This window comes from Rhodococcus sp. NPDC076796 (assembly GCF_040702765.1).
In the GTDB taxonomy this organism is placed as follows: Bacteria; Actinomycetota; Actinomycetes; order Mycobacteriales; family Mycobacteriaceae; genus Rhodococcoides.
This window is the reverse complement of record NZ_JBFBMS010000002.1, coordinates 84,136-110,397: the sequence shown is the minus strand read 5'-3', so window position 1 is coordinate 110,397 and position 26,262 is coordinate 84,136. Positions and strand designations below refer to the sequence as shown.

General features: G+C 64.7%; 25 protein-coding genes. 20 read left to right on the top strand and 5 right to left on the bottom strand.

What is annotated here, in order from left to right:
* The first annotated feature begins 110 nt into the window (after nt 1-110).
* Nucleotides 111-698, top strand: a complete 588-nt coding sequence (locus AB0366_RS05620; protein ID WP_121873490.1) for a hypothetical protein — start codon at nt 111-113, stop codon at nt 696-698.
* Between the two features lie 52 nt (nt 699-750).
* Here AB0366_RS05620 and AB0366_RS05615 read toward each other — a convergent pair whose 3' ends face one another.
* The 3 genes from AB0366_RS05615 to AB0366_RS05605 form a co-directional block, all read right to left on the bottom strand.
* Nucleotides 751-1,449 carry a class I SAM-dependent methyltransferase gene (locus AB0366_RS05615; protein ID WP_366243043.1) on the bottom strand — a complete coding sequence of 233 codons (699 nt, stop codon included), beginning with the start codon at nt 1,447-1,449 and terminating at the stop codon, nt 751-753.
* Between the two features lie 79 nt (nt 1,450-1,528).
* Nucleotides 1,529-2,032, bottom strand: coding sequence for a DUF2505 domain-containing protein (locus AB0366_RS05610; RefSeq protein WP_366243042.1), 504 nt, complete (start codon nt 2,030-2,032; stop codon nt 1,529-1,531).
* An 11-nt stretch (nt 2,033-2,043) separates the two neighbouring features.
* Nucleotides 2,044-2,553 carry a DUF2505 domain-containing protein gene (locus AB0366_RS05605; protein ID WP_366243041.1) on the bottom strand — a complete coding sequence of 170 codons (510 nt, stop codon included), beginning with the start codon at nt 2,551-2,553 and terminating at the stop codon, nt 2,044-2,046.
* A gap of 58 nt (nt 2,554-2,611) precedes the next feature.
* Between AB0366_RS05605 and AB0366_RS05600 the strand changes: the two genes are divergently transcribed.
* The 3 genes from AB0366_RS05600 (at nt 2,612) to AB0366_RS05590 (ending at nt 6,488) form a co-directional block, all read left to right on the top strand.
* Nucleotides 2,612-3,628 carry a UDP-N-acetylmuramate dehydrogenase gene (locus AB0366_RS05600; RefSeq protein ID WP_366243040.1) on the top strand — a complete coding sequence of 339 codons (1,017 nt, stop codon included), beginning with the start codon at nt 2,612-2,614 and terminating at the stop codon, nt 3,626-3,628.
* A gap of 61 nt (nt 3,629-3,689) precedes the next feature.
* Nucleotides 3,690-5,240 carry an MBL fold metallo-hydrolase gene (locus AB0366_RS05595; protein ID WP_366243039.1) on the top strand — a complete coding sequence of 517 codons (1,551 nt, stop codon included), beginning with the start codon at nt 3,690-3,692 and terminating at the stop codon, nt 5,238-5,240.
* A 51-nt stretch (nt 5,241-5,291) separates the two neighbouring features.
* Nucleotides 5,292-6,488, top strand: coding sequence for an Ig-like domain-containing protein (locus AB0366_RS05590; protein WP_366243038.1), 1,197 nt, complete (start codon nt 5,292-5,294; stop codon nt 6,486-6,488).
* A gap of 67 nt (nt 6,489-6,555) precedes the next feature.
* Here the strand turns inward: AB0366_RS05590 and AB0366_RS05585 are convergent, their stop codons facing one another.
* Nucleotides 6,556-7,311 (bottom strand): SDR family oxidoreductase, encoded by a 756-nt coding sequence (locus tag AB0366_RS05585; protein WP_149406639.1) that lies wholly within the window; start codon nt 7,309-7,311, stop codon nt 6,556-6,558.
* Between the two features lie 336 nt (nt 7,312-7,647).
* Between AB0366_RS05585 and AB0366_RS05580 the strand changes: the two genes are divergently transcribed.
* The 16 genes from AB0366_RS05580 to AB0366_RS05505 all read left to right on the top strand — a co-directional run bounded on the left by AB0366_RS05580 (nt 7,648) and on the right by AB0366_RS05505 (nt 25,350).
* A complete protein-coding gene (locus AB0366_RS05580; RefSeq protein ID WP_366243037.1) occupies nt 7,648-8,901 on the top strand; it encodes an ROK family protein in 1,254 nt (417 codons plus the stop codon).
* A gap of 11 nt (nt 8,902-8,912) precedes the next feature.
* Nucleotides 8,913-9,794, top strand: coding sequence for an alpha/beta hydrolase (locus tag AB0366_RS05575; RefSeq protein WP_366243036.1), 882 nt, complete (start codon nt 8,913-8,915; stop codon nt 9,792-9,794).
* A gap of 23 nt (nt 9,795-9,817) precedes the next feature.
* Nucleotides 9,818-11,161 carry a D-inositol-3-phosphate glycosyltransferase gene (gene mshA, locus AB0366_RS05570; RefSeq protein ID WP_188078710.1) on the top strand — a complete coding sequence of 448 codons (1,344 nt, stop codon included), beginning with the start codon at nt 9,818-9,820 and terminating at the stop codon, nt 11,159-11,161.
* A complete protein-coding gene (locus AB0366_RS05565; RefSeq protein ID WP_121873483.1) occupies nt 11,158-11,646 on the top strand; it encodes a YbjN domain-containing protein in 489 nt (162 codons plus the stop codon). Before mshA ends, AB0366_RS05565 begins: the two co-directional genes overlap by 4 nt.
* 57 nt (nt 11,647-11,703) lie before the next feature.
* Nucleotides 11,704-13,164 (top strand): nucleobase:cation symporter-2 family protein, encoded by a 1,461-nt coding sequence (locus AB0366_RS05560; protein ID WP_366243035.1) that lies wholly within the window; start codon nt 11,704-11,706, stop codon nt 13,162-13,164.
* A 75-nt stretch (nt 13,165-13,239) separates the two neighbouring features.
* Nucleotides 13,240-14,331 carry a BMP family ABC transporter substrate-binding protein gene (locus AB0366_RS05555; RefSeq protein WP_262498449.1) on the top strand — a complete coding sequence of 364 codons (1,092 nt, stop codon included), beginning with the start codon at nt 13,240-13,242 and terminating at the stop codon, nt 14,329-14,331.
* Nucleotides 14,332-14,334: 3 nt separating this feature from the next.
* Nucleotides 14,335-15,837: an ABC transporter ATP-binding protein gene (locus AB0366_RS05550; protein WP_366243034.1), complete on the top strand. Its 1,503-nt coding sequence runs from the start codon at nt 14,335-14,337 to the stop codon at nt 15,835-15,837.
* Nucleotides 15,821-17,050 (top strand): ABC transporter permease, encoded by a 1,230-nt coding sequence (locus AB0366_RS05545; protein WP_259468271.1) that lies wholly within the window; start codon nt 15,821-15,823, stop codon nt 17,048-17,050. Before AB0366_RS05550 ends, AB0366_RS05545 begins: the two co-directional genes overlap by 17 nt.
* Complete coding sequence (locus tag AB0366_RS05540; RefSeq protein WP_366243033.1) at nt 17,047-18,324, top strand: ABC transporter permease; 1,278 nt, start codon at nt 17,047-17,049, stop codon at nt 18,322-18,324. The genes AB0366_RS05545 and AB0366_RS05540 overlap by 4 nt, the downstream gene beginning before the upstream one ends.
* 99 nt (nt 18,325-18,423) lie before the next feature.
* Nucleotides 18,424-20,013, top strand: a complete 1,590-nt coding sequence (locus tag AB0366_RS05535; RefSeq protein WP_149406645.1) for an AMP-binding protein — start codon at nt 18,424-18,426, stop codon at nt 20,011-20,013.
* 225 nt (nt 20,014-20,238) lie between these two features.
* On the top strand, nt 20,239-20,805 hold the full coding sequence (locus AB0366_RS05530; protein WP_366243032.1) for a DUF3558 domain-containing protein: 567 nt from the start codon (nt 20,239-20,241) through the stop codon (nt 20,803-20,805).
* 19 nt (nt 20,806-20,824) lie between these two features.
* Entirely contained in the window at nt 20,825-21,226 is a 402-nt protein-coding gene (locus AB0366_RS05525) for a hypothetical protein (protein ID WP_366243031.1), read from the top strand.
* Nucleotides 21,227-21,453: 227 nt separating this feature from the next.
* Complete coding sequence (locus tag AB0366_RS05520; protein WP_366243787.1) at nt 21,454-22,602, top strand: low temperature requirement protein A; 1,149 nt, start codon at nt 21,454-21,456, stop codon at nt 22,600-22,602.
* Nucleotides 22,599-23,354, top strand: coding sequence for a phosphoglyceromutase (locus AB0366_RS05515; RefSeq protein WP_121873475.1), 756 nt, complete (start codon nt 22,599-22,601; stop codon nt 23,352-23,354). Before AB0366_RS05520 ends, AB0366_RS05515 begins: the two co-directional genes overlap by 4 nt.
* Before the next feature lie 137 nt (nt 23,355-23,491).
* A complete protein-coding gene (locus tag AB0366_RS05510) occupies nt 23,492-24,664 on the top strand; it encodes an ATP-binding protein (RefSeq protein ID WP_121873474.1) in 1,173 nt (390 codons plus the stop codon).
* Nucleotides 24,661-25,350, top strand: a complete 690-nt coding sequence (locus tag AB0366_RS05505) for a response regulator transcription factor (RefSeq protein ID WP_032393874.1) — start codon at nt 24,661-24,663, stop codon at nt 25,348-25,350. Before AB0366_RS05510 ends, AB0366_RS05505 begins: the two co-directional genes overlap by 4 nt.
* Nucleotides 25,351-25,398: 48 nt before the next feature.
* Here the strand turns inward: AB0366_RS05505 and AB0366_RS05500 are convergent, their stop codons facing one another.
* The gene (locus tag AB0366_RS05500; protein WP_188078719.1) at nt 25,399-26,160 is read right to left on the bottom strand and encodes a hypothetical protein; all 762 of its coding nucleotides are present in this window, start codon (nt 26,158-26,160) and stop codon (nt 25,399-25,401) included.
* Nucleotides 26,161-26,262 lie beyond the last annotated feature (102 nt).

Here is a 26,262-nt window from a genome sequence, read left to right as displayed (position 1 = left end):
TCCTGGCAGTCTTCCCGATGATTCTGAGCAAGCTCTGTGAAACTCGCCGAACCTGTGTTCTCGGTACCAAAGTTTGTGACCTGTAACACATTGTGACGTACGCTTGCGTCATGAGTACGACAGGACCGAGCGTGCACGAACTGCACTCGTTGGCCACTCGTCAGGACGGCTATTTCACGGCCGAGCAGGCCGGTGAGCTCGGCTTCGATTCTGCGATGGTGCGCGTCAATCTGGCCACGAACACGTGGACTCGCGTCGAGCGCAACCTGTTCCGACTCGGCCAGTGGCCCCGCAGCGAACTCGAAGTGTTCGCCATGTGGTGCGCCTGGTTCGGCGGCGAGGCCGTGATCTCGCACCAGAGCGCCGCCGAGCTGCACGGATTCGGGCACCTGCACCCGCAATTCGTGCACGTCTGCGCGTTCGGCGACCTGCGACTGACCGACACCAGGCTGGCGGTTCATCGTCTGCGACTCGAACCACGGGACGTCGAATCGGCAGGCACGTTCAACCTCACCACCCCGGTGCGTACGGTGCTCGACCTCGCCGCAGGTGGCATCTCCCAGATCACCCTCGACGAGGTGGTGTGCGACGCCGTCGCGATCGGTCGCGTCGACCCGCACACGCTGTATTGCGAGGCGGGAAACAGTACCGACCGGGTGGCCGAACGCGTCGAACTGGCACTGTCCGCCTGCACGTAGCTGCAGAATCGGGTGCATCCGACCGCGCTCAGCGCGGTCAGCTGCACCCGATTCACGTTGCCGGTGCGACCGTCGACCAGGGGACCGTGAGCACGTTGTCTCGCATCCGTCGGCGGGGGAGTGTGATCGGAATGCCTTGTTCGGCAAGCACTTTCATGGCCGCGCGCCACCGAATTCGAGGCCCGAACGGTGCCAGCGGTGCCGACACCGACCACGCTCGGTCGGCCCGTCGAAGTAGATCGTGCACGAGTTCACCCTCGATGTTGCGGTGTATCAACACCTTCGGTAGCCGCTCCGCGATGTCCGACGGCATCTCGACGTCGAACGGATCCCATGCCAGCGTCAGTGAACGCGGCCCATCGGCGTCGAGCAACACCCAGGCGCAGCGTCGACCGAGCTCGTCGCATGTGCCGTCCATCAACAGGCCGCCGGGAGCCAGGCCCGACAGAATGCGTTGCCACGCAGCAGGAACCGCGTCCTCGGGATACTGCCGCAGTACGTTGAACGCGCGCACCAGATTCGGTCGCAGTCCCGCCAGCTCGAAACCGCCGCGGGCGAACTCCACGCCGTCACTGCCCGGGACGACGCGAGCGGGGTCGATCTCGAGACCGGTGACTCGGAGATCGGGCCGGACGGTGCGCAGTCGACCGGCCAGCTCGAGCGTCGTGTTCGGCATCGCCCCGTACCCGAGGTCGACGACGAGGGGATTCGGCGAGCCCTGCAGAACACGTCGAACATCGGGGTTGTGCATCAACCACCGATCGCTTCGACGCAACCGATTGATGCCGGTGGTGCCGCGAGTGATGACGCCTTCGGGCCTCTTCAGTGGGCTAGGCGTTCTTGTCGAGCCAGTCGGCGGTCACTTCGCCCTCACCGCGCCACAGGTCGATGAGGTTGACGAGCATGAGCTGCTCGAGCTTGCCGCCGATGAACGGCAGGAAGACCTTGGCCTCGGAGGAGGTGCGCAGCGTCGAACCGCCGTTGGTGGGGAACAGTGAGGTGGTGCCCTTGAGCGAGCCGGGTCCGGCCGGGATCGACGCGTCGTAGTGGCCCGCGGTGACTTCCTCGAAGGCGTCGAAGTGCACGTTGCGGGTGATGACCATGTCTTTCTTCATCACCGTCTGCGCGATGTCGGGCAGTTCGGTGCGCGGGATGACGTGATGCATCACGATGTCGATTCCGGCGTCGGACACCTCGAAGCTCTTCAGCTCGTTCTCCGAGTACTTACGCATCTCCTCGATGCGCGCATCCCAGTGATCGCGACTGGAGAGCGCTGCATAGACCTGCTGCGTCGAGTGGGTGAACCGGGCGGAGTAGTTCATTCGGCGAGCCATAGTGCGCCAGGCTAGCTGTTCGCCTGCGCGGCGATCCAGTTACCGGTGAAGTCCTGTTCGTTGTCGATGAGCGAGAGCACCTGCTCGCTGATCATCGCTTCGATCTTGCCGCCGAAGATGGGGACCTTGACCTCGGTGGTGCCGGCCAACGCGATGGTGGTCGTCTCGCCCTTGGCGTCGAGGGTGGTGGTTCCGGTGATGCGCGCGGGTGCGCCCTCGACAGTTGCTCCGAAGGTGCCGTCGGCGTGGGTACCGTCGAACGGTCCCCAGCTCTCGGTGCGTTCGATGATGAGGTCGCCCTTCTTGAAGGCGGTCACCGCGGACGGCAACTCCTCTTCGGGGACGGCCTGGGTCATGACGACGTCGATGGTTCCGTTGCCGACGGTGACGCTCTTCAGGCTGGCACCCGGTCCGCCGATCTGCTCGATGCGGTCCTTCCAGTACTGCTCGGACGTCAGTGCGGCGTGGACCTTGTCGGCGGAGGCGGGCACAGTCGAGCTGTGCTCAATGGGGCGAGGCATCCCCGCAGGTTACCGGGTGACTGAAGACACCGGTGCGCGACCGGTAGCGTCATAGTCCGTGCCTACTGCAATTTCCGAGCTCACCACCATCCGGGTGGGCGGCCCGGCCCGTGAATTCACTGTTGCGACGAACGCTGACGAGTTGGTCTCCCTGGTGCGCGACGCGGACCGCGCAGGGACGGATGTGCTGGTCATCGGCGGCGGATCGAACCTGGTCGTCGGCGACGACGGGTTCGACGGCCGGGTGGTTCGGGTGACCGGATCGCGGCTCGAGATCGACGGTGAGATCGTGACGGTCGATGCAGGCGTCGAGTGGGATGCCGTCGTGAAGGCGACGATCGATGCAGGACTGTCCGGCATGGAAGCGCTCTCGGGTATTCCTGGAACCACCGGCGCGACGCCGATCCAGAACGTCGGCGCGTACGGCGCGTCGACGTCGGAGCTGTTGCACAGCCTCACCGTCTACGACCGTGAGAGCGAGCAGACGGCGGTGTGGACGCCGGAGCAGTGCGGTTTCGGAACGCATCGATCGTCGGTGTTCAAGCGATCCTCGCGGTACGTGATTCTGGACGTGACGTTCGCGCTGAAGAAGACGACCGAGTCGCTTCCGGTGCGATACGCGGCGTTGTCGGAGCGTCTCGACGTGCAGATCGGCGACGTGGTACCGGTGCCGGACGTGCGCGCGGCCGTGCTGGCTCTGCGCGGCGAACGCGGCATGGTGCTCGACGGAGAAGACCACGACACGTGGAGTGTCGGATCGTTCTTCCTCAACCCGGTACTGCCCGAGGTGCCCGAGGCCGCCGCGCACGCGCCCAGCTTCCCCGACCCCGCAGGAACGAAGATTCCGGCCGCCTGGCTGATCCAGAACGCGGGCTTCCCGCGCGGCTACGGCACCGAATTCGGCCGCGGCACCGCAGCGCTGTCGTCCAAACACGTACTTGCCGTCACCAACAGGGGTGGGGCAACCGCGTCGGACATCATGGCGCTGGCCGCGCACGTCCGCGACGGGGTGCAGGAGAAGTTCGGCGTCACGCTCACGCCCGAATGTGACCTCGTCAACTGCGCGCTGGGTTAGGGCCGGTCGAAACGGCGCATACGATGGAGCTTTGTTCGTCGGGCTCGTAGGAGGTAAATCAGTGCAGGTCACCAGCGTGGGACATGCGGGATTCCATATTCGGACCGAGGCAGGAAGCATCCTGTGCGATCCGTGGGTGAACCCGTCGTTCTACGCGTCGTGGTTCCCGTTCCCGGATAACTCGGGCCTGGACTGGGACGCCCTCGGTGATTGCGACTACCTCTACGTCTCGCATCTGCACAAGGACCACTTCGACCCGAAGAACCTGGCCGAGCACGTCAACAAGGACGCCACGGTTCTGCTGCCGGACTACCCGGTGCTCGATCTCAAGCACGAGCTCGAGAAGCTCGGCTTCCACAAGTTCTACGAGACGACGGACTCGGTCAAGCACACGATCTCCGGTCCCAAGGGCGATCTCGACATCATGATCATCGCGCTGCGGGCGCCCGCCGACGGTCCGATCGGCGACTCGGGTCTGGTGGTCTCCGACGGCAAGACCGTCGCGTTCAACATGAACGACGCGAGGCCGGTGGACCTGGATGTGATGACCGAGAATTTCGGTCCCGTGGACGTGCACATGCTGCAGTACTCGGGTGCGATCTGGTACCCGATGGTCTACGACATGGTCTCGCGCGCGAAAAAGAACTTCGGTATCCAGAAGCGTCAGCGTCAGATGGATCGCGCGCGCCAGTACATCGAGCAGGTCGGCTCGACGTGGGTGATCCCGTCGGCTGGTCCGCCGTGTTTCCTGGACGACGAGCTGCGCTCACTCAACGACGTCTACGGCGACCCGGCCAACGTGTTCCCCGACCAGATGGTGTTTCTCGAGCAGATGCGACTGCACGGGCACGACAAGGGCCTGCTGATGATGCCGGGCACCGCCGCGACATTCGACGGTTCCGAGTTGATCTCCCACGAGCACCCGATTCCGACGGCCGAGGCCGAGGCCATCTTCACCACCGGCAAGGCCGACTACATCGAGGCCTACGCCCAGCGTCAGGCATCGGTCATCGCCGCGGAGAAGGCAGCCTGGGCTCCGGCCGAGGGCGAGCCGCTGCTCGAGCCGATGCGTGGCCTGTTCGAGCCGATCATGGCGCAGACGGATCTGATCTGCGACGGCATCGGCTACCCCGTCGGAATCACGATGGGCGACGAAACCGTTGTGCTCGACTTTCCGAAACGGATCGTGCGCGAACCGATCTCGAACGAGAAGTTCCGCTACAGCTTCACCATCCCGCCGGAGCTCGTACGCACCGCGATACGTGACGAGGAGCCGGACTGGGTCAACTCGATCTTCCTGTCCACCCGCTTCCGGGCCCGACGCGTCGGCGGCTACAACGAATTCCTCTACACGTTCTTCAAGTGCCTCACCGACGAGCGCATCGCGTACGCCGACGGCTGGTTCTCCGAGGCGCACGACGACACCGCCACGATCACGATGGGCGGCTACGAAATCCAACGTCGCTGCCCACACCTGAAGGCGGACCTGACGAAGTTCGGCATCGTCGAAGGAAACAAGCTCACCTGCAATCTGCACGGATGGGACTGGAGCCTCGATTCCGGCCGCTGCCTCACCTCGAAAGGCCACGAACTTCGAACGCGCAAACTGTGAGACTGCCCCCGAAAATCGGGGTAGTTCGCAGACGCAGGTACGTTGGACAACGTGCATGAGCAGGTAGAACAGACAAAACGGACGCGTACGGTGTGGTTGATCGCCGTGCTCGTCGCCTTGGTGGCACTCGCGGCAGGCTGCACCGTCGGATCGGGTGCGGGCGGCTCGGGCACCGCGGCCCCGACCACCGAGGCAGCCCCCGTCGCCCAGGTCACCGAGAACCCGGTCGCAGGTGCCGTCGACGTCAGTCCCATCGCGCCGATCTCGGTCTCCGTGGCCGACGGAACGCTCACCCAGGTCGCGTTGACCAACCCCGACGGCAAGGTCGTCCAGGGCGCGCTCTCGCCCGACAAGACCTCGTACGCCATCACCGAGCCGCTCGGCTACGGCGTGCAGTACACCTGGTCCGGCTCGGCGCTGGGCAGCGACGACAAGACCGTCGACATCACCGGTGCATTCACCACCGTCGAACCCGACAGTCGCACGTCGGTGAGCACCAACATCGGCGACGGCCAGGAAGTGGGCATCGCCGCGCCGATCATCCTGCAGTTCGACTCCGCGATCGCGGACAAGGCCGCCGTCGAGAAGGCGTTGACGGTGACCACCAACCCGCCGACGCCGGGCGCGTGGGCATGGTTTCCCGACGACAACGGATCCCGGGTGCACTGGCGCCCGACGAACTATTGGGCTCCGGGCACGACGGTGGACGTGAAGGCGAATCTCTACGGGGTGAACTACGGCGACGGTGCCTACGGTGCGGACGATGTGACGCTCGACTTCTCCATCGGCCGCAGCCAGGTCGTCATCGCCGACGCCACCAGCCACCGCATGCAGGTGGTCCGCGACGGCGCGACGATCATGGACATTCCCGTCAGCTACGGCGAGGGCAACGAGGACCGCAACGTCACCCGCAGCGGCATCCACGTCGTCACCGAGAAGCACGAGGACTTTCTGATGTCCAACCCGCCGTTCTACGAGAACGTCCGCGAACGCTGGGCGGTGCGCATCTCCAACAACGGCGAATTCATCCACGCCAATCCGCTGACCACCGGTGTGCAGGGCGCGTCGAACGTCACCAACGGGTGCATCAACCTCTCCGATGCCGACGCTCAGGAGTACTTCCAGACGGCGATGTACGGCGATCCCGTCGAGGTCACCGGAACTCGCATCGACCTCTCGGCAGCCGACGGCGACCTGTACGACTGGGCCATCGACTGGCCGACGTGGGAGTCGATGAGTGCGGTGTGAGCGCTGCGCGCATGTGAGCGGAAACTCGTAGCAGGGGTCGAGTTTCCGCTCACATGCGGCGAAGCCGCTATTTCCGGGAGAAGCGCCCCGGACCGGCCTGATCACGTGGCTTGATGATGATCTGGTCGAGGTTGACGTGTGACGGGCGAGACGCGACGAAGCCGATGACCTCGGCGATATCGCTCGCCACCAGCGGTGTGATGCCCTGGTAGACCGCGTCGGCCTTGTCTGCGTCGCCGTCGAACCGGACGAGCGAGAACTCGGTTTCCACCGCACCCGGCGCTACCTCGGTCAACCGCACCGGCTTGCCGAGCAGCTCGCCGCGCAACGTCCGATGCAGCACTGCCTGAGCGTGTTTGGCCGAGGTGTAGCCCGATCCGTTGTCGTAGGCCTCGAATGCCGCCACGGAGGTGATGGTGACGATCAGGCCGTCACCGGAGTCGATCAGCTTGGGCAGCAACGACTTCGTCACCCGCAATGTACCGAGCACGTTGGTCTCCCACATCCAGCGCCAGTCGTCGAGGTCGGCGTCGATCACCGGGGCCAAGCCCTTCGCGCCACCGGCGTTGTTGATCAACACGTCGACGCGGGGGATGACTGCGGTGAAGGCGGCGACCGAATCCTCGTCCGTCACATCGAGTTCCAGGGCAGTACCACCGATCTCCGACGCCAACTCCTCGAGCCGGTCGAGTCGGCGGGCACCGATCACGACGTGGAAGCCGTCGGCGGCGAGTTGGCGGGCGGTGGCCGCGCCGATGCCGGAGCTCGCTCCGGTGACGACGGCGATTTTGGCATCGGGGGAAATCTGTTCGGACGAGGTCATGGCGAAATTCTATGCCCGACGTGCCCCGTGCTTTCCGATGCCCGATTGGACATCGAACGCGAGGGTGCTAATTTTGGATCCATGTCCGCCGGTGAGACGACCGCGATGCGGGTCACCTATGTGACCGCGTCCCTGGGTTCTCGCTTGCCGCTTCCTCGGGAACTGTGTTGTCCCGGCCAAGGAATCTGTCTCTAGCCTCTTCGAGCTTCGGACAGTCCATTCGCGTGCCGTGGTCCCTTCGTGGCCGCCGCACTCGCCCTTGACCTGCACCACTTCTCCCTTTCTTCGCTGTTCGTTCGCGATGAGAGGCATGCAACTGCTGAGGATCTTCGACGGATGTCTGTCACCACGCTGCACCACACCCGCTCCGCCGCGCCGCGATCGCGTCTCCAACTGGTCCCACCCGATCTGCGGATCGCCGACAGTCCCGCTGCGTCGGTGCTTCGGGTGGCCTGCTCCGAAGGTCCCATCTCGCGCGAGCGTGCTGCTCGCGCAACCGGATCGAGCATCGCCACAGTCAACCGTCAGGTATCGGCCCTACTCGCCGTCGGACTGCTCCGTGAGCGCGCAGACCTGACGGCACCGGGGGCGATCGGACGACCGCGGGTGCCGTTCGAGGTCAACCACGAGCCGTTCTCGACCATCGGAATCCACATCGGAGCCGTCGTCACCGGCATCACCGTCAGTGATCTGCGGGGACGCATCCTCGGTGCCGTCGAGATGCCCACGCCCGCTGGATCTTCGGAGACAGCGCTTGCCGCCGTCACCCGCAGCGCGGGCGCTTTTGTCGGACGCTGGCACCGCCGCACCCCGCTGTGGGTCGGGGTAGCGATCGGTGGCCGCGTCGACACCGCGAGCGGAACCGTCGACCACGCGCGGCTGGGATGGGAGAACGGACGCGTCGCCGGCATCATCGGCGGCGGACTCGGCCTTCCGATCTCGGTTTCGGGGCACGTCGAGGCCATGGCGGCCTCGGAGCTGCTCCTCGCGCCGCGTCTGTCGGGCAGTGTTGCGGCGCAGAGCAACAGCGGAACTTCGCTGTACTTCTACGCGCGCGAGACCGCAGGCATGGCGCTGACCATCGACGGCCGCGTACACACTCCTGCGAGCGGTCCGGGTTCCATCGCGCACCTACCCACCGGATCGTCGGCGCTGTGCGGCTGCGGCAATCGGGGATGCCTCGAGGCCTCCGTCAGCGATCGAGCGGTGGTCACTGCCGCCGTCGACCGTAAGATTCTTGCGCCGCAGCCACGTCCGAGTATTGCGGCGGTGTATCAGGCGGCGCAGTCAGGCTCTGAGGCCGCGCGGGAGCTGCTCGTCGAGCGGGCGCAGATTCTGGGTCGGACGGTGGCGCTGCTGCGCGACATGTTCAATCCGGACCGCGTGGTACTCGGAGGCCAGGCGTTCACCGCGTATCCGGCCGGAATTCCGTACGTGGGGGAGGCCTTCGCGACGTACTCGACGTTGGCGCGCAGGGATATTCGAGTGACCGGCTTCGGTGACAAGGTGCAGGAATACGCCGCAACCGTGGTCTCCCTCAGCGCCCTGTACTCCGATCCGCTCGCCTCGATGCGCAGGGCTGCCGCGTAGGTTCACCAACTATGAGCAAGCCCGATACGAGCACCCCTGCAGCAGGACCGGTTCGTCAAGCCACCGGCGTCGACGGAGCCAACATCATCTACCGCGTCAGCGGGGACCCAGCGGCGCGGCCACTGATCCTGCTGCACGGGTGGGCACAGAGCTCGGCCTGCTGGGGCGAGGGACTGCTGGCCGACCTGGCGGAGCGCTACCGCATCGTCGCCGTCGACCTGCGCGGACACGGCTATTCCGACGCCCCGTCGGACGGTTACGACGACCCGAAGAACTGGGCTGGAGACGTGGCTGCCGTGCTGGTCGCCGAGGACATCACTGCCGACGCGGTGCTGCTTGGTTGGTCGTACGGCGGACTGGTGATCTGCGACTACCTCGCCGAACACGGCACGGGCGCGGTGGCGGGCATCGTGCTCGTCGGTGCGATCACCAGCATGGGCAGAGGAGAGGCAGGCGGCCGCGTCGGGACGGCCATGCGCGCGGCGATCCCGGGTGCGATGGCCGAGGAGCCCCGCGTCGCGATCAAGGCTCTGGGAAGTTTCGGGCATGCGCTCACCGGGCCCACCGAAGGCAAGGGTACGGAAGCACAGGCGTTGTTCGGGTTGACGCTGTCCACGAGGCCGCGAGTTCGCGCCGCCCTGTTCGATCGAACGGTTGCCCACGACGACCTGCTGCGCGGCCTCGACGTCCCGGCGTTCGTCCTGCACGGAACCGAGGACACCGTCGTCGACGTCTCTGCCGGACGGCACGCTGCGGAGCTCATTCCCACGGCGGTCGCGTCGTACTGGGAGGGGGTCGACCACGGCCCGTTCGTAGCCGATCCGCAGCGCTTCCTCACCGAGGTGACCGAGTTCGTGGACGGTCTGAGTCTGCCCGGTCGTCAGGAGGGGTAGTTATCGAGACGTAATGTGGAGGCGTGCACACTGAAGAAGTGATTGGACGCCAGCTGAACAGGGTCGCTGTGTTGTCCTTGCATACCTCCCCGCTGGCGCAGCCCGGAACGGGTGACGCGGGCGGCATGAACGTCTACGTGCTGCAGAGCGCGAAAGAGCTGGCCAAGCGGGGCGTGGAGGTCGAGATCTTCACCCGCGCGACGGCGTCGACCGACGCTCCCGTCGTCGAGGCAGCTCCCGGTGTGCTGGTGCGCAACATCGTCGCGGGCCCGTTCGAGGGGTTGGACAAGCACGACCTGCCCACCCAGCTGTGCGCATTCGCGGCCGGGGTGCTGCGAGAGGAAGCTCGCCACGAACCCGGCTACTACGACCTGGTGCACTCGCACTACTGGCTCTCGGGTCAGGTCGGCTGGCTGGCGCGCGATCGCTGGGGAGTGCCGCTGGTGCACACCGCGCACACTCTCGCCGCCGTCAAGAACGCATCTCTGGCGCAGGGCGACTCGCCCGAGCCCGCCGCGCGTCAGATCGGTGAGCAGCAAGTGGTGGCCGAGGCGGACAGGCTGATCGCCAACACCACCGAGGAAGCGAAGTCTCTCGTCGAGATCTACGGTGCGCAGCAGGGTTCGATCGATGTGGTTGCACCGGGAGCCGATCTGGCGCAATACAATCCGGGTGACAAGCTCGCGGCGCGCGCCGAACTCGGATTGAATCCCGACGAGTCGATCGTCGCATTCGTCGGACGCATCCAGCCGCTCAAGGCCCCCGACGTGCTGATCGCCGCGGCTGCCGAAGTGCTGCAGCGCAATCCGACGACACCACTGCGCGTCCTCATCGTCGGCGGCCCGTCCGGCAGCGGACTGGATCGACCCGGCAGCCTCATCGATCTGGCCGAGAACCTCGGGATAACTGCCCGGGTGACGTTCCTGCCGCCGCAGCCGTCGGCGCGCCTGGCCCAGGTCTACCGCGCCGCGGACATCGTCGCCGTGCCGAGCTACAACGAATCGTTCGGCCTGGTTGCAATCGAAGCCCAGGCCTGTGGAACTCCGGTCCTGGCCGCCGATGTCGGCGGACTCGGCGTGGCGGTGCGATCGGGCGAGACCGGACGCTTGGTGCAGGGCCACCGCACCGAGGATTGGGCGGATGCTCTCTCGTCCATGTTGGCGGACCCAGTTGCCTTGGCCGACATGGCGACCGCGGCACCGCGGCACGCCCGCAACTTCTCCTGGGAGCACACCGCCGACGGACTCATCGAGAGTTACCGGCAGGCCAAGTTCCACTTCGACCGAGGCGAGGGACCGAGCGAGTTCTCTCCGCGACGCGTCCGAGGATTGTCGAAACTACGCAGATCAGGAGCTGTGACTGCATGAGCGAGACTGCCGAACTGATCGACCGGGCACTGAAGGACCGCGAGCTGGACTACACCCGGCGGGGCGAGGTGTTCACCGTCGAACTGCCCGGGGAACGCAAACTCAAGACGACGACGATGCTGAACGTCGGGCATCACGGGGTGCGCATCGAAGCGTTCGTCTGCCGCAAACCCGACGAGAACTTCGAGGGCGTCTACAAGTACCTGCTGCGACGCAACCGCCGCCTGTACGGGGTTCACTACACGATCGACAAGGTCGGCGACATCTACCTCGTGGGCCGAATGTCGTTGCACGCCGTCAACGGTGACGAACTCGATCGCATTCTCGGCCAGACCCTCGAGGCCGCCGACGGCGACTTCAACGTGCTGCTCGAGCTGGGCTTCGCGGAGTCCATCAAGCGCGAATGGGCGTGGCGCGTCTCGCGCGGCGAATCGTTGGCGAACCTGAAGGCATTCGAGCACTTGGTGGACAAGCGGGAAGCGTAACTCGCTCGAAATGAGTCGGAGTCGCTGCCGGTAACGTCCGGTTCCTAGCCTGAAGCGATGACCAGGCCAGAGGACGCGCGCCCGCCGGTGCTGCAGATGTTCGGATACGGTCTGCAACACATTCTCTCGATGTTCGGCGGCGTCATCGCCGTTCCGATCATCGTCGGTGGAGCGGCCGGGCTCTCGGGGGCCGATCAGGCACTGTTGATCTCGTGCGCGTTGTTCGTCAGTGGCGTGGCAACGGTGCTGCAAACGATCGGCATCCCGTTCTTCGGCTCGCAACTGCCGCTGGTACAGGGCATTTCGTTCGCGTCGGTCTCGACGGTGCTCACGATCATCGGCAGCGCGGAGGACGGGCGAACCGGACTGCGCACGGTGCTCGGAGCAGTCCTGGTGGCCGCGCTGATCGGATTGGCGATAGCCCCGTTCTTCTCCAAGATCGTTCGGTTCTTCCCGCCGCTGGTGACCGGATGCATCATCACCGTCATCGGACTGTCACTGATGCCGGTGGCGGCACGCTGGATCACCGGCCAAGAGATGGTGGGCGGTGCGCCGAACCCGAACTATCTGGACCCCGGCAACATCGGGTTGGCGATGTTCACCCTCCTGGCCGTGCTGGTGATGACCAAGATCCCCGGACTGTCGCGGCTGTCGATCCTGCTCGGACTCGTCGTCGGCACCATCGCGGCGCTGATCGTCGGCAAGACCGACTTCGGCGGCGTTGCCGACGCGTCCGTGGTAGCCGTCCCGACACCCTTCGCCTTCGGCTCACCGATATTCGCGATCGGCGCGATCGTATCGATGACCATCGTGATCCTGGTGATCATGGTCGAGACCACCGCCGACATCCTCGCCGTCGGCGAAGTGGTCGGAACCGACGTCGACTCCAAGCGCGTCGGTGACGGCCTGCGCGCCGACATGGTGTCCTCTGCCGTCGCCCCGATCTTCAACACCTTCCCGGCCACGGCCTTCGCTCAGAACGTCGGGTTGGTCGCGATGACCGGCATCAAGAGCCGCTTCGTCGTCGCGATGGGCGGCGGCGTGCTTGCACTGCTGGGCCTTTCGCCGGTACTCGCGGCCGTCGTCGGGGTCGTCCCGCTTCCGGTGCTCGGCGGTGCCGGAATCGCGCTGTTCGGAACCGTCGCCGCCAGCGGTATCCGCACCCTCGGCAAGGTGGACTACGACAACAACACCAACGTCGTCATCGTGGCGGTGACCTTGGCGTTCGGTCTCATACCCGTTGTCGCGAGCGACTTCTGGGACGAATTCCCGGACTGGTTCGTCACGATCTTCCACTCCGGAATCAGTGCCGCCAGCATCGTCGCAGTGGTGCTCAACGTATTCTTCAACGTATTCAAGCCCGGTACGCCAGCGAACCCATCGGTGGTGGCAGCGGGCCCCGCAGTGATGGTGCGTGAGGACGAAGCGAAGGTGCTCGGCGACGGCGGAAGCTTGCCCGACAAGGCCGCGTCGGAGAAGGCTCTGCCCGACACGGCTCTGCCTGATAAGGACGCCTGAGTGAAATCCTGCGCGCCCCCGCCCGCACGAGTACCGTCCCGGACCAGAAGAAACACATCTAAATTGGAGGACATCTTGTCATTCGTCACCCGCACGAGCACGCGGAAGGCAGCACTCGGCGGCGTCGCGTCGCTCGGTGCCATCGCCCTGATCGCAGGCTGTGGATCTGCCCCCGAAGACGAAGGATCGGGCGGAGGCGGATCGAGTGACTTCCTGCCCTGCATGGTCTCCGACAGTGGCGGATTCGACGACAAGTCGTTCAACCAACTCGGGTTCGAGGGCTTGACCGAAGCATCCGAAGAGCTCGGCGTCGAGCCACGCACCGTCGAGTCCGCATCGCCCACCGACTACGGCCCCAACATCAACAACCTCGTCGATCAGGGCTGCAACCTCATCGTCACCGTCGGATTCGATCTGGCCGACGCCACCAAGGTGGCAGCCGAGGCCAACTCCGACATCGACTTCGCAATCATCGACGATTCCACGATCGATCTGCCGAACGTCAAGCCGCTGACCTACGACGCGTCGCAGTCTGCATTCCTCGCCGGCTACGCGGCCGCGAGCTACAGCACCACCGGAGTGGTCGGCACGTTCGGTGGCTCCCAGTTACCGACCGTCACCATCTTCATGGACGGGTTCGCCGACGGCGTGAACTACTTCAACGAGCAGAAGGGTGAGGCAGTCCGCGTCATCGGCTGGGACGTGCCCTCGCAGAACGGCTCGTTCACCGGCGGATTCACCGCCAACGAGGTCGCGAAGAACACCGCCCAGGGTCTGATCGACCAGAACGCGGACGTCATCTTCCCGGTCGGTGGTCCCATCTATCAGAGTGCGGCACAGGCCATTCGCGACTCCTCGCGTCCCGTCGCCCTCATCGGTGCCGACGCCGACGTCTTCGAGTCCGACCCCTCGGTCGGCGACCTGTTGCTCACCTCGGTGACCAAGGGACTCAAGACCAGCGTCGACGAGGTCGTCGCCAACTCCGGTGCCGATGCGTTCGACAACACCCCGTACGTGGGCACGCTCGAGAACGGCGGAGTCGGTATCGCACCGTTCCACGACTTCGAGTCCGAGGTCGACCCCGCACTGCAGGGCGAGCTGGACACGATCGAGGCCGGCATCATCGACGGGTCCATCACCGTCGAGTCGCCGTCTGCACCCAACTAGTTCATGAAGCTCGAACTTCGCGGAATCACCAAACGATTCGGCTCGTTGATCGCCAACGACCACATCGATCTGAGCGTCGAATCCGGCGAGATCCACTGTCTCCTCGGCGAGAACGGTGCAGGCAAGTCCACGTTGATGAACGTGCTCAGTGGTCTGTATCGCGCCGAGGAGGGTCAGATTCTGCTCGACGACGTCGAGCAGAATTTCGCCGGACCGGGCGAGGCCATGACTGCCGGAATCGGCATGGTGCATCAGCACTTCATGTTGATTCCGGTGTTCACCGTTGCCGAGAACATCGTGCTCGGTAACGAAACCACCTCGCTGGGTGGACGACTCGACCTCGTGGCAGCGCGGAAGCTGGTGCGGGAGATATCCGCGAGGTTCGGCTTCGACCTCGATCCCGATGCTCTCGTCGACGACCTCCCCGTCGGCGTGCAGCAGCGGGTCGAGATCGTCAAGGCACTCTCTCGTGAGGCGAAGGTGCTCGTGTTCGACGAGCCGACGGCCGTCCTGACGCCGCAGGAAACCGACGATCTGATGCGGATCATGCGGGAACTCGCGGCGTCGGGCACCACGATCGTCTTCATCACCCACAAGCTGCGCGAAGTACGCGAAGTAGCCGACAAGATCACCGTCATCCGGCTCGGCAAGGTCGTCGGCGAAGCGAAGCCGACCGCCAGCAACACCGAGCTCGCCGCACTGATGGTGGGACGCGATGTGCAGCTGACGGTCTCGAAGGACCCGGCCACGCCCGGGGACGCGGCACTGGTGATCGAGAACCTGTCGGTGTTCGACGCCCAGGGCAACAAGACCGTCGACGACGTCAGCCTCGAGGTCGCGGCGGGAGAGATCCTCGCGATCGCCGGCGTGCAGGGCAACGGTCAGACCGAGTTCGTCGAAGCCCTACTCGGCTTGCAGGACAACGTATCCGGCAAGATCAGTCTCGACGGCAACTCGCTCGTCGGGTCGACGGTGCAGGACGTGCTCAACGCAGGCGTCGGCTTTGTGCCCGAGGACCGCACCGTCGACGGACTGGTGGGTGAATTCTCCATCGCCGAGAACCTGATGCTCGATCGCTCCAACAGCATGCCGTTCGTGCGGCGCGGCGCGGTGCAACGCGAGTATCTGGACACGTTCGCGTCGGAGAAGCTCAGCGAATTCGACGTTCGCGCACCGGGAATCGGCACCGCCGTCGGACGCCTCTCCGGAGGCAACCAGCAGAAGGTGGTGCTCGCACGAGAACTGAGCCGTGATCTGCGACTGTTCGTCGCAGCGCAGCCGACTCGTGGAATCGACGTCGGATCCATCGAATTCGTGCACAAACGCATCGTCGCCACCCGGGACTCGGGGATCCCGGTCATCGTGGTGTCGAGCGAACTCGATGAGGTCGCCGCACTGGCCGACCGCATCGCCGTCATGTATCGAGGAGCAATCGTGGGAATCGTCCCCGGGGATACGTCCCGCGAAACACTCGGCTTGATGATGGGCGGTGAGCGCAGTGAGTGAGGCCGAGCAGCCGTCGAAGTCTCATGTCGTGTTGCGGCAGATCTTCACCGGCAGCGCCATCATCTCGGTTCTCGCGGTACTCCTCGCGCTGATCGTCGGTGCGGTGCTCATCGCCGCCACCAACTCCGGCGTGCAGGAATCGGCCGGGTACTTCTTCTCCCGTCCCTCGGACATGCTGACGGCGATCTGGGATTCCGTTGCGGGAGCGTACTCCTCGTTGTTCCAGGGCTCGGTGTACAACTTCCGGCGCCCCGGATTCGAGAACGGCATCCGGCCGCTGATGGAGACGCTGACGTTCGCGACCCCGCTGATCGTCGCGGGACTCGGTGTGGCACTGGCCTTCCGCGTCGGAATGTTCAACATCGGTGGCCGCGGCCAGATGCTGATCGCCGCGGCGTGCGCAGGCTGGGTGGGATTCGGAGTGAACCTGCCGGCGGGTATCCACCTGCTGGTCGCCGTCGTCGCCGGAGTTCTGGGCGGGGCAGTGTGGGGCGGCATCGCCGGCTTCCTCAAGGCGCGCACCGGCGCTCACGAAGTGATCGTCACCATCATGCTCAACTACATCGCGTTCTACCTCGTCGCGTACCTGCTGCGTACTCCCGGTGCTCTGCAGGCACCGGGATCGAACAATCCCAAGACCGCGCCCATCGCGTCGACTGCAGTGTTCCCCAAGCTCTTCGGCGACCGCTACAGCCTGCACCTCGGATTCGTGCTGGTGATCATTGTGACGATCGCGGTGTGGTGGCTGCTCGAGCGATCGAGTCTCGGCTTCCGCTTCCGCGCCGTCGGCGAGAACCCGCACGCGTCCCGCGTCGCAGGCATGAACGTCAACCGGATCTACCTGTACGCGATGATCCTGTCGGGCGCACTGGTCGGCTTGGCCGGAGTGGCGCAGGTACTGGGCACCGTCACCACCGGTTTCAGTGCAGACATCGACGCCGGAATTGGATTCGACGCCATCACCGTCGCACTGCTCGGCCGATCGAAACCCTGGGGAGTGTTCTTCGCGGGAATCCTGTTCGGCGCGTTCAAGGCCGGCGGGTTCGCCATGCAGGCAGCCGAGGGCGTGCCCATCGACATCGTGCTCGTCGTGCAGTCGGTGATCGTGTTGTTCATCGCCGCGCCGCCACTGGTCCGAGCGGTGTTCCGATTGCCCAAACCCGGTGAGGAGAAACTCGCCAAAGCCGAGACCGCGAAGGTGGGTGCACTGTGACCACCTCTACCGAGTCCGTCGGTGCCCCCGCCGGGGCGGTACTGGGGCGCAGCTGGAAGGTGCCGTCGATCCTCTGGGTCGTGACACTGCTCGCGCTGGTGCTGTTCGTCGTCAAGAAGGGCTCGGGGACAAGCACATTCGCGTTGGCGTCGGAGGACGACTTCTTCGCACTCCCGGCCGTGGGCGTGCCGTCGTTCGGCACCGGTCTCGTCGTGGTGGTGCTGCTGGCCGTCATCACCGCGTACGCGACGTTCCTGGCCTCGCAGTACCGCTCGACGCCATTGTGGCTGCTCGCGGTGTTCGCCGTGCTGTTCGTCTTCGGATTCCTGGCCTGGGCCGCGGACGGTGAGACCATCCCCGTTCCCGGATTGCTCATCGGCGCAGTCGCTCTGAGCACCCCACTGATCTTCGGCGCGATGGGCGGTGTGATCTCCGAACGCGTCGGCGTCATCAACATCGCCATCGAAGGTCAGCTGCTCGCAGGTGCTTTCGTCAGCGCCGTCGTCGCGTCGATCACCGGCTCCACGTACGTCGCGCTGCTCGCTGCACTGATCGCCGGCGGATTGACCGCGTCCCTGTTGGCCGTGTTCTCCATCCGCTACTTCGTCAACCAGGTCATCGTGGGTGTGGTGCTCAACGTGCTGGTCGTCGGACTGACCAGCTTCCTGTACTCGGTGGTGCTCACCAAGAACACCGAGACACTCAACTCACCACCGCGCTTCGCGCGCATCGACATTCCGGTTCTCTCGCAGATTCCGATTCTCGGCCCGGTGCTGTTCCGTCAGACACTGATCGTGTACCTGATGTACATCGCCGTTGCGCTCGTGTTCTTCGGGCTGTTCCACACCAAATGGGGTCTGCGACTGCGCGCGGTGGGTGAACACCCGCAAGCTGCCGACACCGTCGGAATCAATGTAGCCCGCACCCGCTTCTGGAACGTCTGCCTCGCCGGTGCCATCGCCGGACTCGGTGGCGCGTACTTCACGCTCGGCTCCGTCGGAGCGTTCGGCAAGGAGATGACGGCCGGTGCCGGCTACATCGCTCTCGCCGCCGTGATCTTCGGCCGCTGGGATCCGGTACGCGCGACGCTCGCCGCACTCCTCTTCGGGTTCGCGTCGAATCTGCAGAACGTACTGGGCATCATCGGCTCGCCGGTACCCAGCGAGTTCATGCTGATGCTCCCGTACGTGGTGACCATTTTCGCCGTCGCGGGCCTGGTGGGCCACGTCCGAGGACCGGCTGCAGCCGGCAAACCGTATGCGTCCCGAAGTTAGCGCCCGCACTACCTGACTCGGCGGTAGGGTCGCTGTCCGTTGTGACCGCTTTCACTGTAGGGTTCGGTCATTGTTGCCGCAGTTTTTCGAAGGAGAGCCATGAGCTTCCGCAGTCCCTTTCCCGATGTCGAGATTCCCGAACTCAGCGTCTACGACTTCCTGTTCGGATCGATCGCCGAGTCCGACCTCGACAAGCCTGCACTGATCGACGGAACGTCGGGTGCGGTCACCACCTACAAGTCGCTGATCGGTCAGATCGACGCCATCGCAGGCGCTCTGGCCGCGCGTGGACTCGAGGTCGGCGACGTCGTCGGACTCCACTCGCCGAACGTGCCCGCGTTCGCGTCGGTGCTGCACGGCATCCTGCGTGCAGGCGGAACCGCAACGACCATCAATGCCCTGTACACGGCCGAGGACATCGCCAAGCAGCTCACCGGCTCGGGCGCGAAGTTCCTGTTCACCGTCTCCCCGCTGTACCCGCAGGCCAAGGCCGCCGCGGAGAAGGTCGGCCTCGACGCCGATCACGTCATCGTGCTCGACGGCGCAGAGGGCCACCCGAACCTGCGCGACCTGCTCACCCAGGGCGCACCTGCCCCCGAGGTCTCGTTCGATCCGGCCACACACGTTGCAGTGCTGCCGTACTCCTCCGGTACGACGGGTGTGCCGAAGGGCGTCATCCTCACCCACCGCAACCTCGTCGCGAACGTGGCGCAGATGGAACCGCGCGTCGGAATCGACAGCGACGACGCGATCCTGGCGCTGCTGCCGTTCTTCCACATCTACGGCCTGACGGTGCTGCTCAACATCGCGCTGAAGCTGCGTGCGCACCTGGTGACGATGCCGAAGTTCGACCTCGTCGAATTCCTGCGGATCATTCAGGATCAGAAGCTGACGTACCTGTTCATCGCACCGCCGGTGGCCGTCGCGCTCGCCAAGCACCCGCTGATCGATCAGTACGACCTCTCCAGCGTGCACACCGTCTTCTCGGGCGCGGCACCGCTGGACGAGGAACTGGGCAAGGCCGTCGCGAAGCGTCTGAACACCCGGGTGCGTCAGGGCTACGGCATGAGCGAGCTCAGCCCCGTCAGCCACGCCATCCCGTTCGATCGCGACGACATGCCGCTCAGCTCGGTGGGTCAGCCGCTGGCGAACACCGAGAACAAGCTCGTCGACCCGGGCACGCTCGAGGAGATCGAGCTGCCCACAGAGGGATTGAGCAAGCCCGGTGAACTGTGGGTCAAGGGACCGAACGTGATGGTCGGGTACCTCAACAACCCCACCGCCACCGCAGAAACCCTCGACTCCGACGGTTACCTGCACACCGGCGACATCGCAGTCGTCGATCCCGAGGGTGTCGTCTACATCGTCGACCGCCTCAAGGAACTGATCAAGTACAAGGGCTACCAGGTGCCCCCGGCCGAGCTCGAGGCATTGCTGCTCACGCACGAGGAAATCGCCGACGCCGCCGTCATCGGTGTACTCGACGACGAGGGCGAGGAAATCCCCAAGGCATTCGTCGTCCGCCAGCAGGGGGCCACCATCGACGAGGAAGGCATCATCGCCTTCGTCGCCGAGCGAGTGTCGCCGCACAAGAAGGTACGACGCGTCGAGTTCATCGACATCGTCCCCAAGTCTGCGGCCGGCAAGATTCTGCGCAAAGACCTGCGCGCCGCGGAGGCCGGAAAGTAAGACTGGCGTTCCACGACAACACCCCGTCCCACACTGTGGGGCGGGGTGTTGTTTATGTGTGGGCCAACGTATTAGGTGGAACCTCACACCGTTTTTCCCGACCGCGCGGCCCTGATCCGAGGCGAGTACGGGCGCGCGGTCGGCAGTGGGGGCGTGAGGTTGCGTGGAACCGGGTCGGCGTTCGCTGCGTCCAAGGGGTGGGTGGGTTCGACGAAGGGGAGCGGTGTGAGCGTGACGCGGTGGTGGGCGGCGGGCCTGGTCGGCGTGATGGTGTCGGTCGCTGGATGTGGCGGAGCGACAGAGGGTGCGCCGCTTGCAGAGCCGACGACGACTTCGGTGGTTGCGACGCCGGTGGCAGACGAGCCATGGGATCCCTGCACCATCCCGGACAGTGCCGTCGAGGCAGCGGGATTGGATGTGGACAGTAAGAGCACGAACCTGTTCGGAGACGCGCCGTTGTCCACCGACTGGAAGACGTGCATCTGGACGGACCCTGATCCCGGGTCGTGGTACTTCCTGGGAGTGTTCTCGGGTCACCACGATCTGGCTTACCTCGAGTCGAACGAGCAGTTCGGTGACTTCACGGCACCCGATAGTGCTGGTGCTGTGCAGTTTCGGCGAACTGCGAATTATGACGAGGTCAGCTGCGGTGTCGCCTACGAAGTGGTCGGAGGAATCGTCTACTTCATGCTCGACGGTAGGGCTGGGCGCGAGCCCAAGGGTGAACCGTGTTCGGAAATTGGTCGAGTCACGGATTCTTTGCAGACCAACCTGCCGGCGCGGGCGCGGTAGACCGAAAGGTAGAGGTTCGATGACTTCTGGAAACGGCGATCTATTCGAGTCGATGCAGTATTGGAAGGACCTTTCAGAACGTGCCGAGGCGGGGCTGATGGAGATCCCGGAGGGCGTTGCTGCCCAGTGCGACCAGGTCTGCGCTGAATACATCGACCATCTTGCCGAAATGCTGGGGAAGACCAAGTTTCTCGTCGATCTCGAGGCATTCGGCACGCTTCCTTCGGCTCAACAGCTGGGTCGCAAGTTCAAGCGACTCTCCGATGGGGAAGAGCGGTCGGCGGCTGTCGCGATCAGGCAACACATCGAGGTCATTCAGTTGATGCGGTCGGTGTTTCGTCGCTATTTCGTCGAGACCGAAGAGGTCGATCAGAGTGTGCGAGCTCGGATCGGCGGTATCGGGGCGGGCTTGGGGGAGTGAGTCCGCAACCTCACACCCTTTCTGCACACCTCACACCCCGGATTCGACGTGAATACGCGCGCTCGGTCGGCAAAAGGGGTGTCAGGTCCCGACATTCCCCGCGGCGAAGCGTCGAACAATGTCCGAAATGTCGGCAATGTACAACCCGCAACACAATCGAGACAACACCGGCGAATCGGATGACTTAGTCTGCGATCGTGAATCTCTCCGTTGCCCGTCTGGTGCCGATGCGACCGCGCGATCCTAAGGAACCGCATCGCTCGGCGAGCCCGCTCGAGTTGTTCTTCGACCTGGTGTTCGTTGTCGCCGTGGCGAACGCCGCCGTTCAGCTTCACCACGCGCTGACCGAGAACCACGTGGCCGACGGCCTCCTCAGCTACGCCCTCGTGTTCTTTGCTATCTGGTGGGCGTGGATGAACTTCACCTGGTTCGCTACCTCGTTCGACGTCGACGACTGGCTGTATCGGGTCCTGACCGTCGTGCAGATGGCGGGAGTCCTGGTGCTCGCTGCCGGAATCGAACCGGCATTCACCGAACAGAACTTCACGATCGCGGTGCTCGGATACGTCCTGATGCGGGTGACGATGGTGACTCAATGGCTTCGCGCCGCGAGAAACCCCGAGTACCGGACGACCGCACTGACCTATGCGACGGGAATCGCCGGGGTGCAAGTGCTGTGGGTGCTGTGGCTGCTCGTGTTCGACGGAGTTCCGGCGCTGATCGGGTTCGTCGTACTCGTCGCCGTCGAACTATCGGTTCCCTGGGTCGCCGAGCGCAAAGGCGCAACACCCTGGCATCCGCATCACATCACCGAGCGCTACGGCTTGTTCACGTTGATCCTGCTCGGCGAATCTCTGCTGGCCTCGGCCAACGCCATCATCGAAGCGCTACAGGACGAGACCGCGCTTGCACCGTTGATCTCGATCTCGATCTCGATCCTCACTCTGGTCGTCACCGCGAGCCTGTGGTGGATCTACTTCTGGCCCCCACATCACCGCGCGATCGGCACGCTCGGCAGCTCGCTGTTCTACGGCTACACCCACTACTTCATCTTCGCGGCCGCAGGCGCGTTCTCGGCCGGCATCGAGGTCGAGATCGACGTGCTCACCGAGCACAGCAAGCTCGGCGACGTCGCCGCGTCGTTCACCGTCACGATCCCGATCGCGGTGTTCGTGCTCGGTGTCTGGCTGATTGCGATTCGCGCCAACGCGGATCGCGTCGTGAACGTCGTGGTGCCCGCCGGTGCGGTTCTGGTGCTGTTCGACCCCGTCATCCCCATCCCGATCACCCTCACCGCAGTCGTCATGATCGTGGTCGTCGCGGTCCTCGTCGCACGCGGGCCAACACAGCCTGAGCATGAGAAACTGACCACATGAGTATCGGAACCTTGATCCTGCTTCGTCACGGCGAGAGCGAATGGAATGCGTCCAACCAGTTCACCGGTTGGGTGGACGTGCGACTGACCGAGAAGGGTGAGGCCGAGGGCAAGCGCGCCGGCCAGCTCCTCGCCGAGGCGGGCATCCTGCCCGACCTGCTGTACACCTCGCTGCTGCGTCGCGCGATCAGCACCGCCAACCTCGCACTCGACGCGGCCGACCGGCACTGGATTCCCGTCGTCCGCGACTGGCGTCTGAACGAACGGCACTACGGTGCGCTGCAGGGACTGAACAAGGCCGAGACCAAGGACAAGTACGGCAACGAGCAGTTCATGCTGTGGCGTCGTAGCTACGACACCCCGCCGCCGCCCATCGAGATCGGCAGCGAGCACAGCCAGGACGCCGACCCGCGCTACGCCGACCTGGACAGCGTTCCGCTGACCGAATGCCTGGCGGATGTCGTCGAGCGCCTGATTCCGTACTTCGAGGAGACGATCGTCGCCGATCTGAAGGCCGGCAAGAACGTCCTCGTCGCCGCGCACGGCAACTCGCTGCGCGCTCTCGTGAAGTACCTCGACGAGATCTCCGACGCAGACATCGCCGAACTCAACATCCCTACCGGCATTCCGCTGAAGTACGAGCTCACCGAGTCGGGCGGCAAGCTGAAGCCCACCAACCCCGGCGGCACCTACCTCGACCCCGAAGCAGCGGCTGCAGGTGCAGCTGCCGTGGCAAACCAGGGCGGCAAGTAACTCCGCCTCGCACAAACCGACGTTTTGTCGTAACTGCAGGTGAACGATCGAAGAACACTGCCGACGGGGACTATGACGACCAGGGAAATGCCTGCACCCTGCGTATGTGAGCTGTCCATCGAACGTACGATTCCGGTGTGAGTGTCGCATCGGCCGTACTACTGGCAATCGCCACGGCCTTCGTGGGATACCTCGTCGGCGGTGTTCTGATCCCGTACCTCAACACTCGACACTCGGAGCGTCGCCGAGCCACCTCCGGGCTGACGATGTCGCAGGTACTGGACCTGATCGTCCTCGCATCCGAGAGCGGCATCGCCGTCGTCGATCAATTTCACGACGTCGTCCTGTCGAATCCGCGAGCCGAGGAGCTCGGACTGGTGCGTAACCGTCTGATCGACGACCGGGCCTGGGACGCCGCGCTCAAGGTCCTCGCCGACGGCAACCCCGTCGAAGTCGACCTCAGCTCGAAGAACCCGAGAACCGGCCGGGACAAGATCGCCGTCCGCTGCGTTGCGCGGCTGCTGAGCAAGGAAGACAAGCGGTTCGTCGTGCTGTTCGCCGACGACGACTCCGAGCAGGTCCGGATGGAGGCGACGCGTCGGGACTTCGTGGCCAACGTCAGCCACGAACTCAAGACACCCGTCGGCGCGATGAGCCTGCTGGCCGAAGCGCTGCTCGAATCGGCCGACGACCCGGACTCCGTCCGGCACTTCGGCGGCAAGGTCGTCGCCGAATCCAAACGGCTCGGCAACATGGTGACCGAACTGATCGCCCTCTCGCGACTGCAAGGTGCCGAGAAGCTACCCGACCTCGAGGTGGTCGACGTCGACACCGTCGTCAACGAGGCGATGGATCGATCCAAGCTCGCCGCCGAGAACGCCGGGATCTCCGTCACCACCGACCACCCGAGCGGTCTCGAAGTTCTCGGCGATCAAGCGCTGCTGGTGACGGCCCTGGCCAACCTCATCCAGAACGCCATCGCCTACTCCTCGGACGGTGCGCCCGTGTCGGTGAGCCGAGCCCTGCGCGGAGACAATGTGGCGTTCGCCGTCACCGATCGCGGCATCGGCATCGCCAAGGGCGACCAGGAACGCGTCTTCGAGAGATTCTTCCGCGTCGACAAAGCTCGGTCGCGGGCAACCGGTGGCACAGGCCTTGGCCTGGCCATCGCCAAACACGTCGCAGCCAACCACAACGGCAGCATTTCGCTGTGGAGCAAGCTGGGCACCGGATCCACCTTCACCCTCCAGATCCCTGCGTACTTCGAAGAAGAAGACGACGCTTCGGTTACAGAAAGAGAGAATCAGTGACCAACGTTCTGATCGTGGAAGACGAAGAGTCGTTGGCCGATCCACTGGCCTTCCTGCTCCGCAAGGAAGGTTTCGAGGCCACCGTCGTCGGAGACGGACCGTCGGCACTAGCGGAATTCGATCGCGCAGGAGCCGACATCGTGTTGCTCGACCTCATGCTCCCCGGCATGAGCGGAACCGACGTGTGCAAGCAATTGCGTTCGCGCTCAGGCGTTCCCGTGATCATGGTGACCGCGCGCGACAGTGAGATCGACAAGGTCGTGGGGCTCGAACTCGGGGCCGACGACTACGTCACCAAGCCGTACTCGGCACGCGAACTCATCGCCCGCATCCGCGCAGTTCTGCGGCGCGGATCCGATGCCGAGGTCGACGGTGGAGTCGACACCGGAGTGCTCGAAGCCGGACCGGTGCGGATGGACGTCGAACGCCACGTGGTGATGGTCGGATCCGAGCAGATCACGTTGCCGCTCAAGGAATTCGACCTGCTCGAGTATCTGCTCCGTAACTCCGGTCGAGTGCTGACCCGCGGACAGTTGATCGACCGCGTGTGGGGAGCCGACTACGTGGGCGACACGAAGACACTCGACGTGCACGTCAAGCGACTGCGCTCGAAGATCGAGTCCGACCCGGCCAAGCCGGAACACCTCGTGACCGTGCGTGGACTGGGCTACAAGCTCGAGGGGTAGAGCCTGCGGCATGTGAGCGGAAACTCGTAGTGGGCTACGAAGTTTCGCTCACGTGCGGCGCAGCCGCTCCGCCTCACGAGTGGCAGGGTGCACCGCGATCAGACCGAGCCCGCGGCGACGCTTGCACAGCGATGCCAATTCCTCGTAGGCGGCCTTGCCGAGCAGCTCGGTCAATTCCGGCTTGTAGGACTCGAACACCTGCTTCGATCCGACGTGCGCGTCGGGCGAGCCCGAGCAGTACCAGTGCAGATCGAGGCCGCCCTCGCCCCAGCCGCGTCGGTCGTACTCGCCGATCGTGGTCTTGAGAATTTCCGAGCCGTCCGGGCGCGTCACCCAGTCCTGGGTGCGCCTGATCGGCAGCTGCCAGCACACGTCGGGCTTGACCTCGAGCGGTTCGATGCCCTTGCGCAGCGCCATCGAATGCAATGCACACCCGATTCCGCCCTCGAACCCGGGACGGTTCTGGAAGATGCAGGCACCCTTGTAGCGCCGCGTACGCAGTGACTGCTCGTCGTCGAGATCGTCGTATTCGACGTACCCCTTCTTGCCGAGACCTTTGTCCATCAGCTGCCAGTCCTGCGGAGTGAGCAACTTCACCGACTCGTCGAGCTTGCGTTTGTCGTCCTCGTCGGACAGGAACGCGCCGTGGGAGCAGCAACCGTCGTCGGGGCGGCCCTCGACGGTTCCCTGACACGCCGGAGTTCCGAACACGCAGGTCCAGTTGGACAACAACCACGTCAGATCCGCAGCGATGAGGTGCTCCGAATTGTCGGGGTCGGGGAACTCGACCCATTCTCGAGGGAAATCCATCTCGACCTCTGCAGCGAACGACTGCTGCTCACGACCTGCTGTCACAAAGGACGACGGTAGACCCAGTACCGTGGGCATGTGCGAATAGGGGTGCTCGACGTC

Excerpts from the sequence above, each read along its gene's own strand:
- AB0366_RS05615 (WP_366243043.1), bottom strand. The coding sequence starts at position 1,449 with ATGCACAACCCCGATGTTCGACGTGTTCTGCAGGGCTCGCCGAATCCC.
- AB0366_RS05575 (WP_366243036.1), top strand. The coding sequence starts at position 8,913 with ATGAGCAAGCCCGATACGAGCACCCCTGCAGCAGGACCGGTTCGTCAA.
- AB0366_RS05605 (WP_366243041.1), bottom strand. The coding sequence starts at position 2,553 with ATGCCTCGCCCCATTGAGCACAGCTCGACTGTGCCCGCCTCCGCCGAC.
- AB0366_RS05610 (WP_366243042.1), bottom strand. The coding sequence starts at position 2,032 with ATGGCTCGCCGAATGAACTACTCCGCCCGGTTCACCCACTCGACGCAG.
- AB0366_RS05580 (WP_366243037.1), top strand. The coding sequence starts at position 7,648 with ATGTCTGTCACCACGCTGCACCACACCCGCTCCGCCGCGCCGCGATCG.
- AB0366_RS05515 (WP_121873475.1), top strand. The coding sequence starts at position 22,599 with ATGAGTATCGGAACCTTGATCCTGCTTCGTCACGGCGAGAGCGAATGG.
- AB0366_RS05525 (WP_366243031.1), top strand. The coding sequence starts at position 20,825 with ATGACTTCTGGAAACGGCGATCTATTCGAGTCGATGCAGTATTGGAAG.
- AB0366_RS05535 (WP_149406645.1), top strand. The coding sequence starts at position 18,424 with ATGAGCTTCCGCAGTCCCTTTCCCGATGTCGAGATTCCCGAACTCAGC.
- AB0366_RS05565 (WP_121873483.1), top strand. The coding sequence starts at position 11,158 with ATGAGCGAGACTGCCGAACTGATCGACCGGGCACTGAAGGACCGCGAG.
- AB0366_RS05550 (WP_366243034.1), top strand. The coding sequence starts at position 14,335 with ATGAAGCTCGAACTTCGCGGAATCACCAAACGATTCGGCTCGTTGATC.
- AB0366_RS05560 (WP_366243035.1), top strand. The coding sequence starts at position 11,704 with ATGACCAGGCCAGAGGACGCGCGCCCGCCGGTGCTGCAGATGTTCGGA.
- AB0366_RS05500 (WP_188078719.1), bottom strand. The coding sequence starts at position 26,160 with ATGGATTTCCCTCGAGAATGGGTCGAGTTCCCCGACCCCGACAATTCG.
- AB0366_RS05585 (WP_149406639.1), bottom strand. The coding sequence starts at position 7,311 with ATGACCTCGTCCGAACAGATTTCCCCCGATGCCAAAATCGCCGTCGTC.
- AB0366_RS05520 (WP_366243787.1), top strand. The coding sequence starts at position 21,454 with ATGCGACCGCGCGATCCTAAGGAACCGCATCGCTCGGCGAGCCCGCTC.
- AB0366_RS05620 (WP_121873490.1), top strand. The coding sequence starts at position 111 with ATGAGTACGACAGGACCGAGCGTGCACGAACTGCACTCGTTGGCCACT.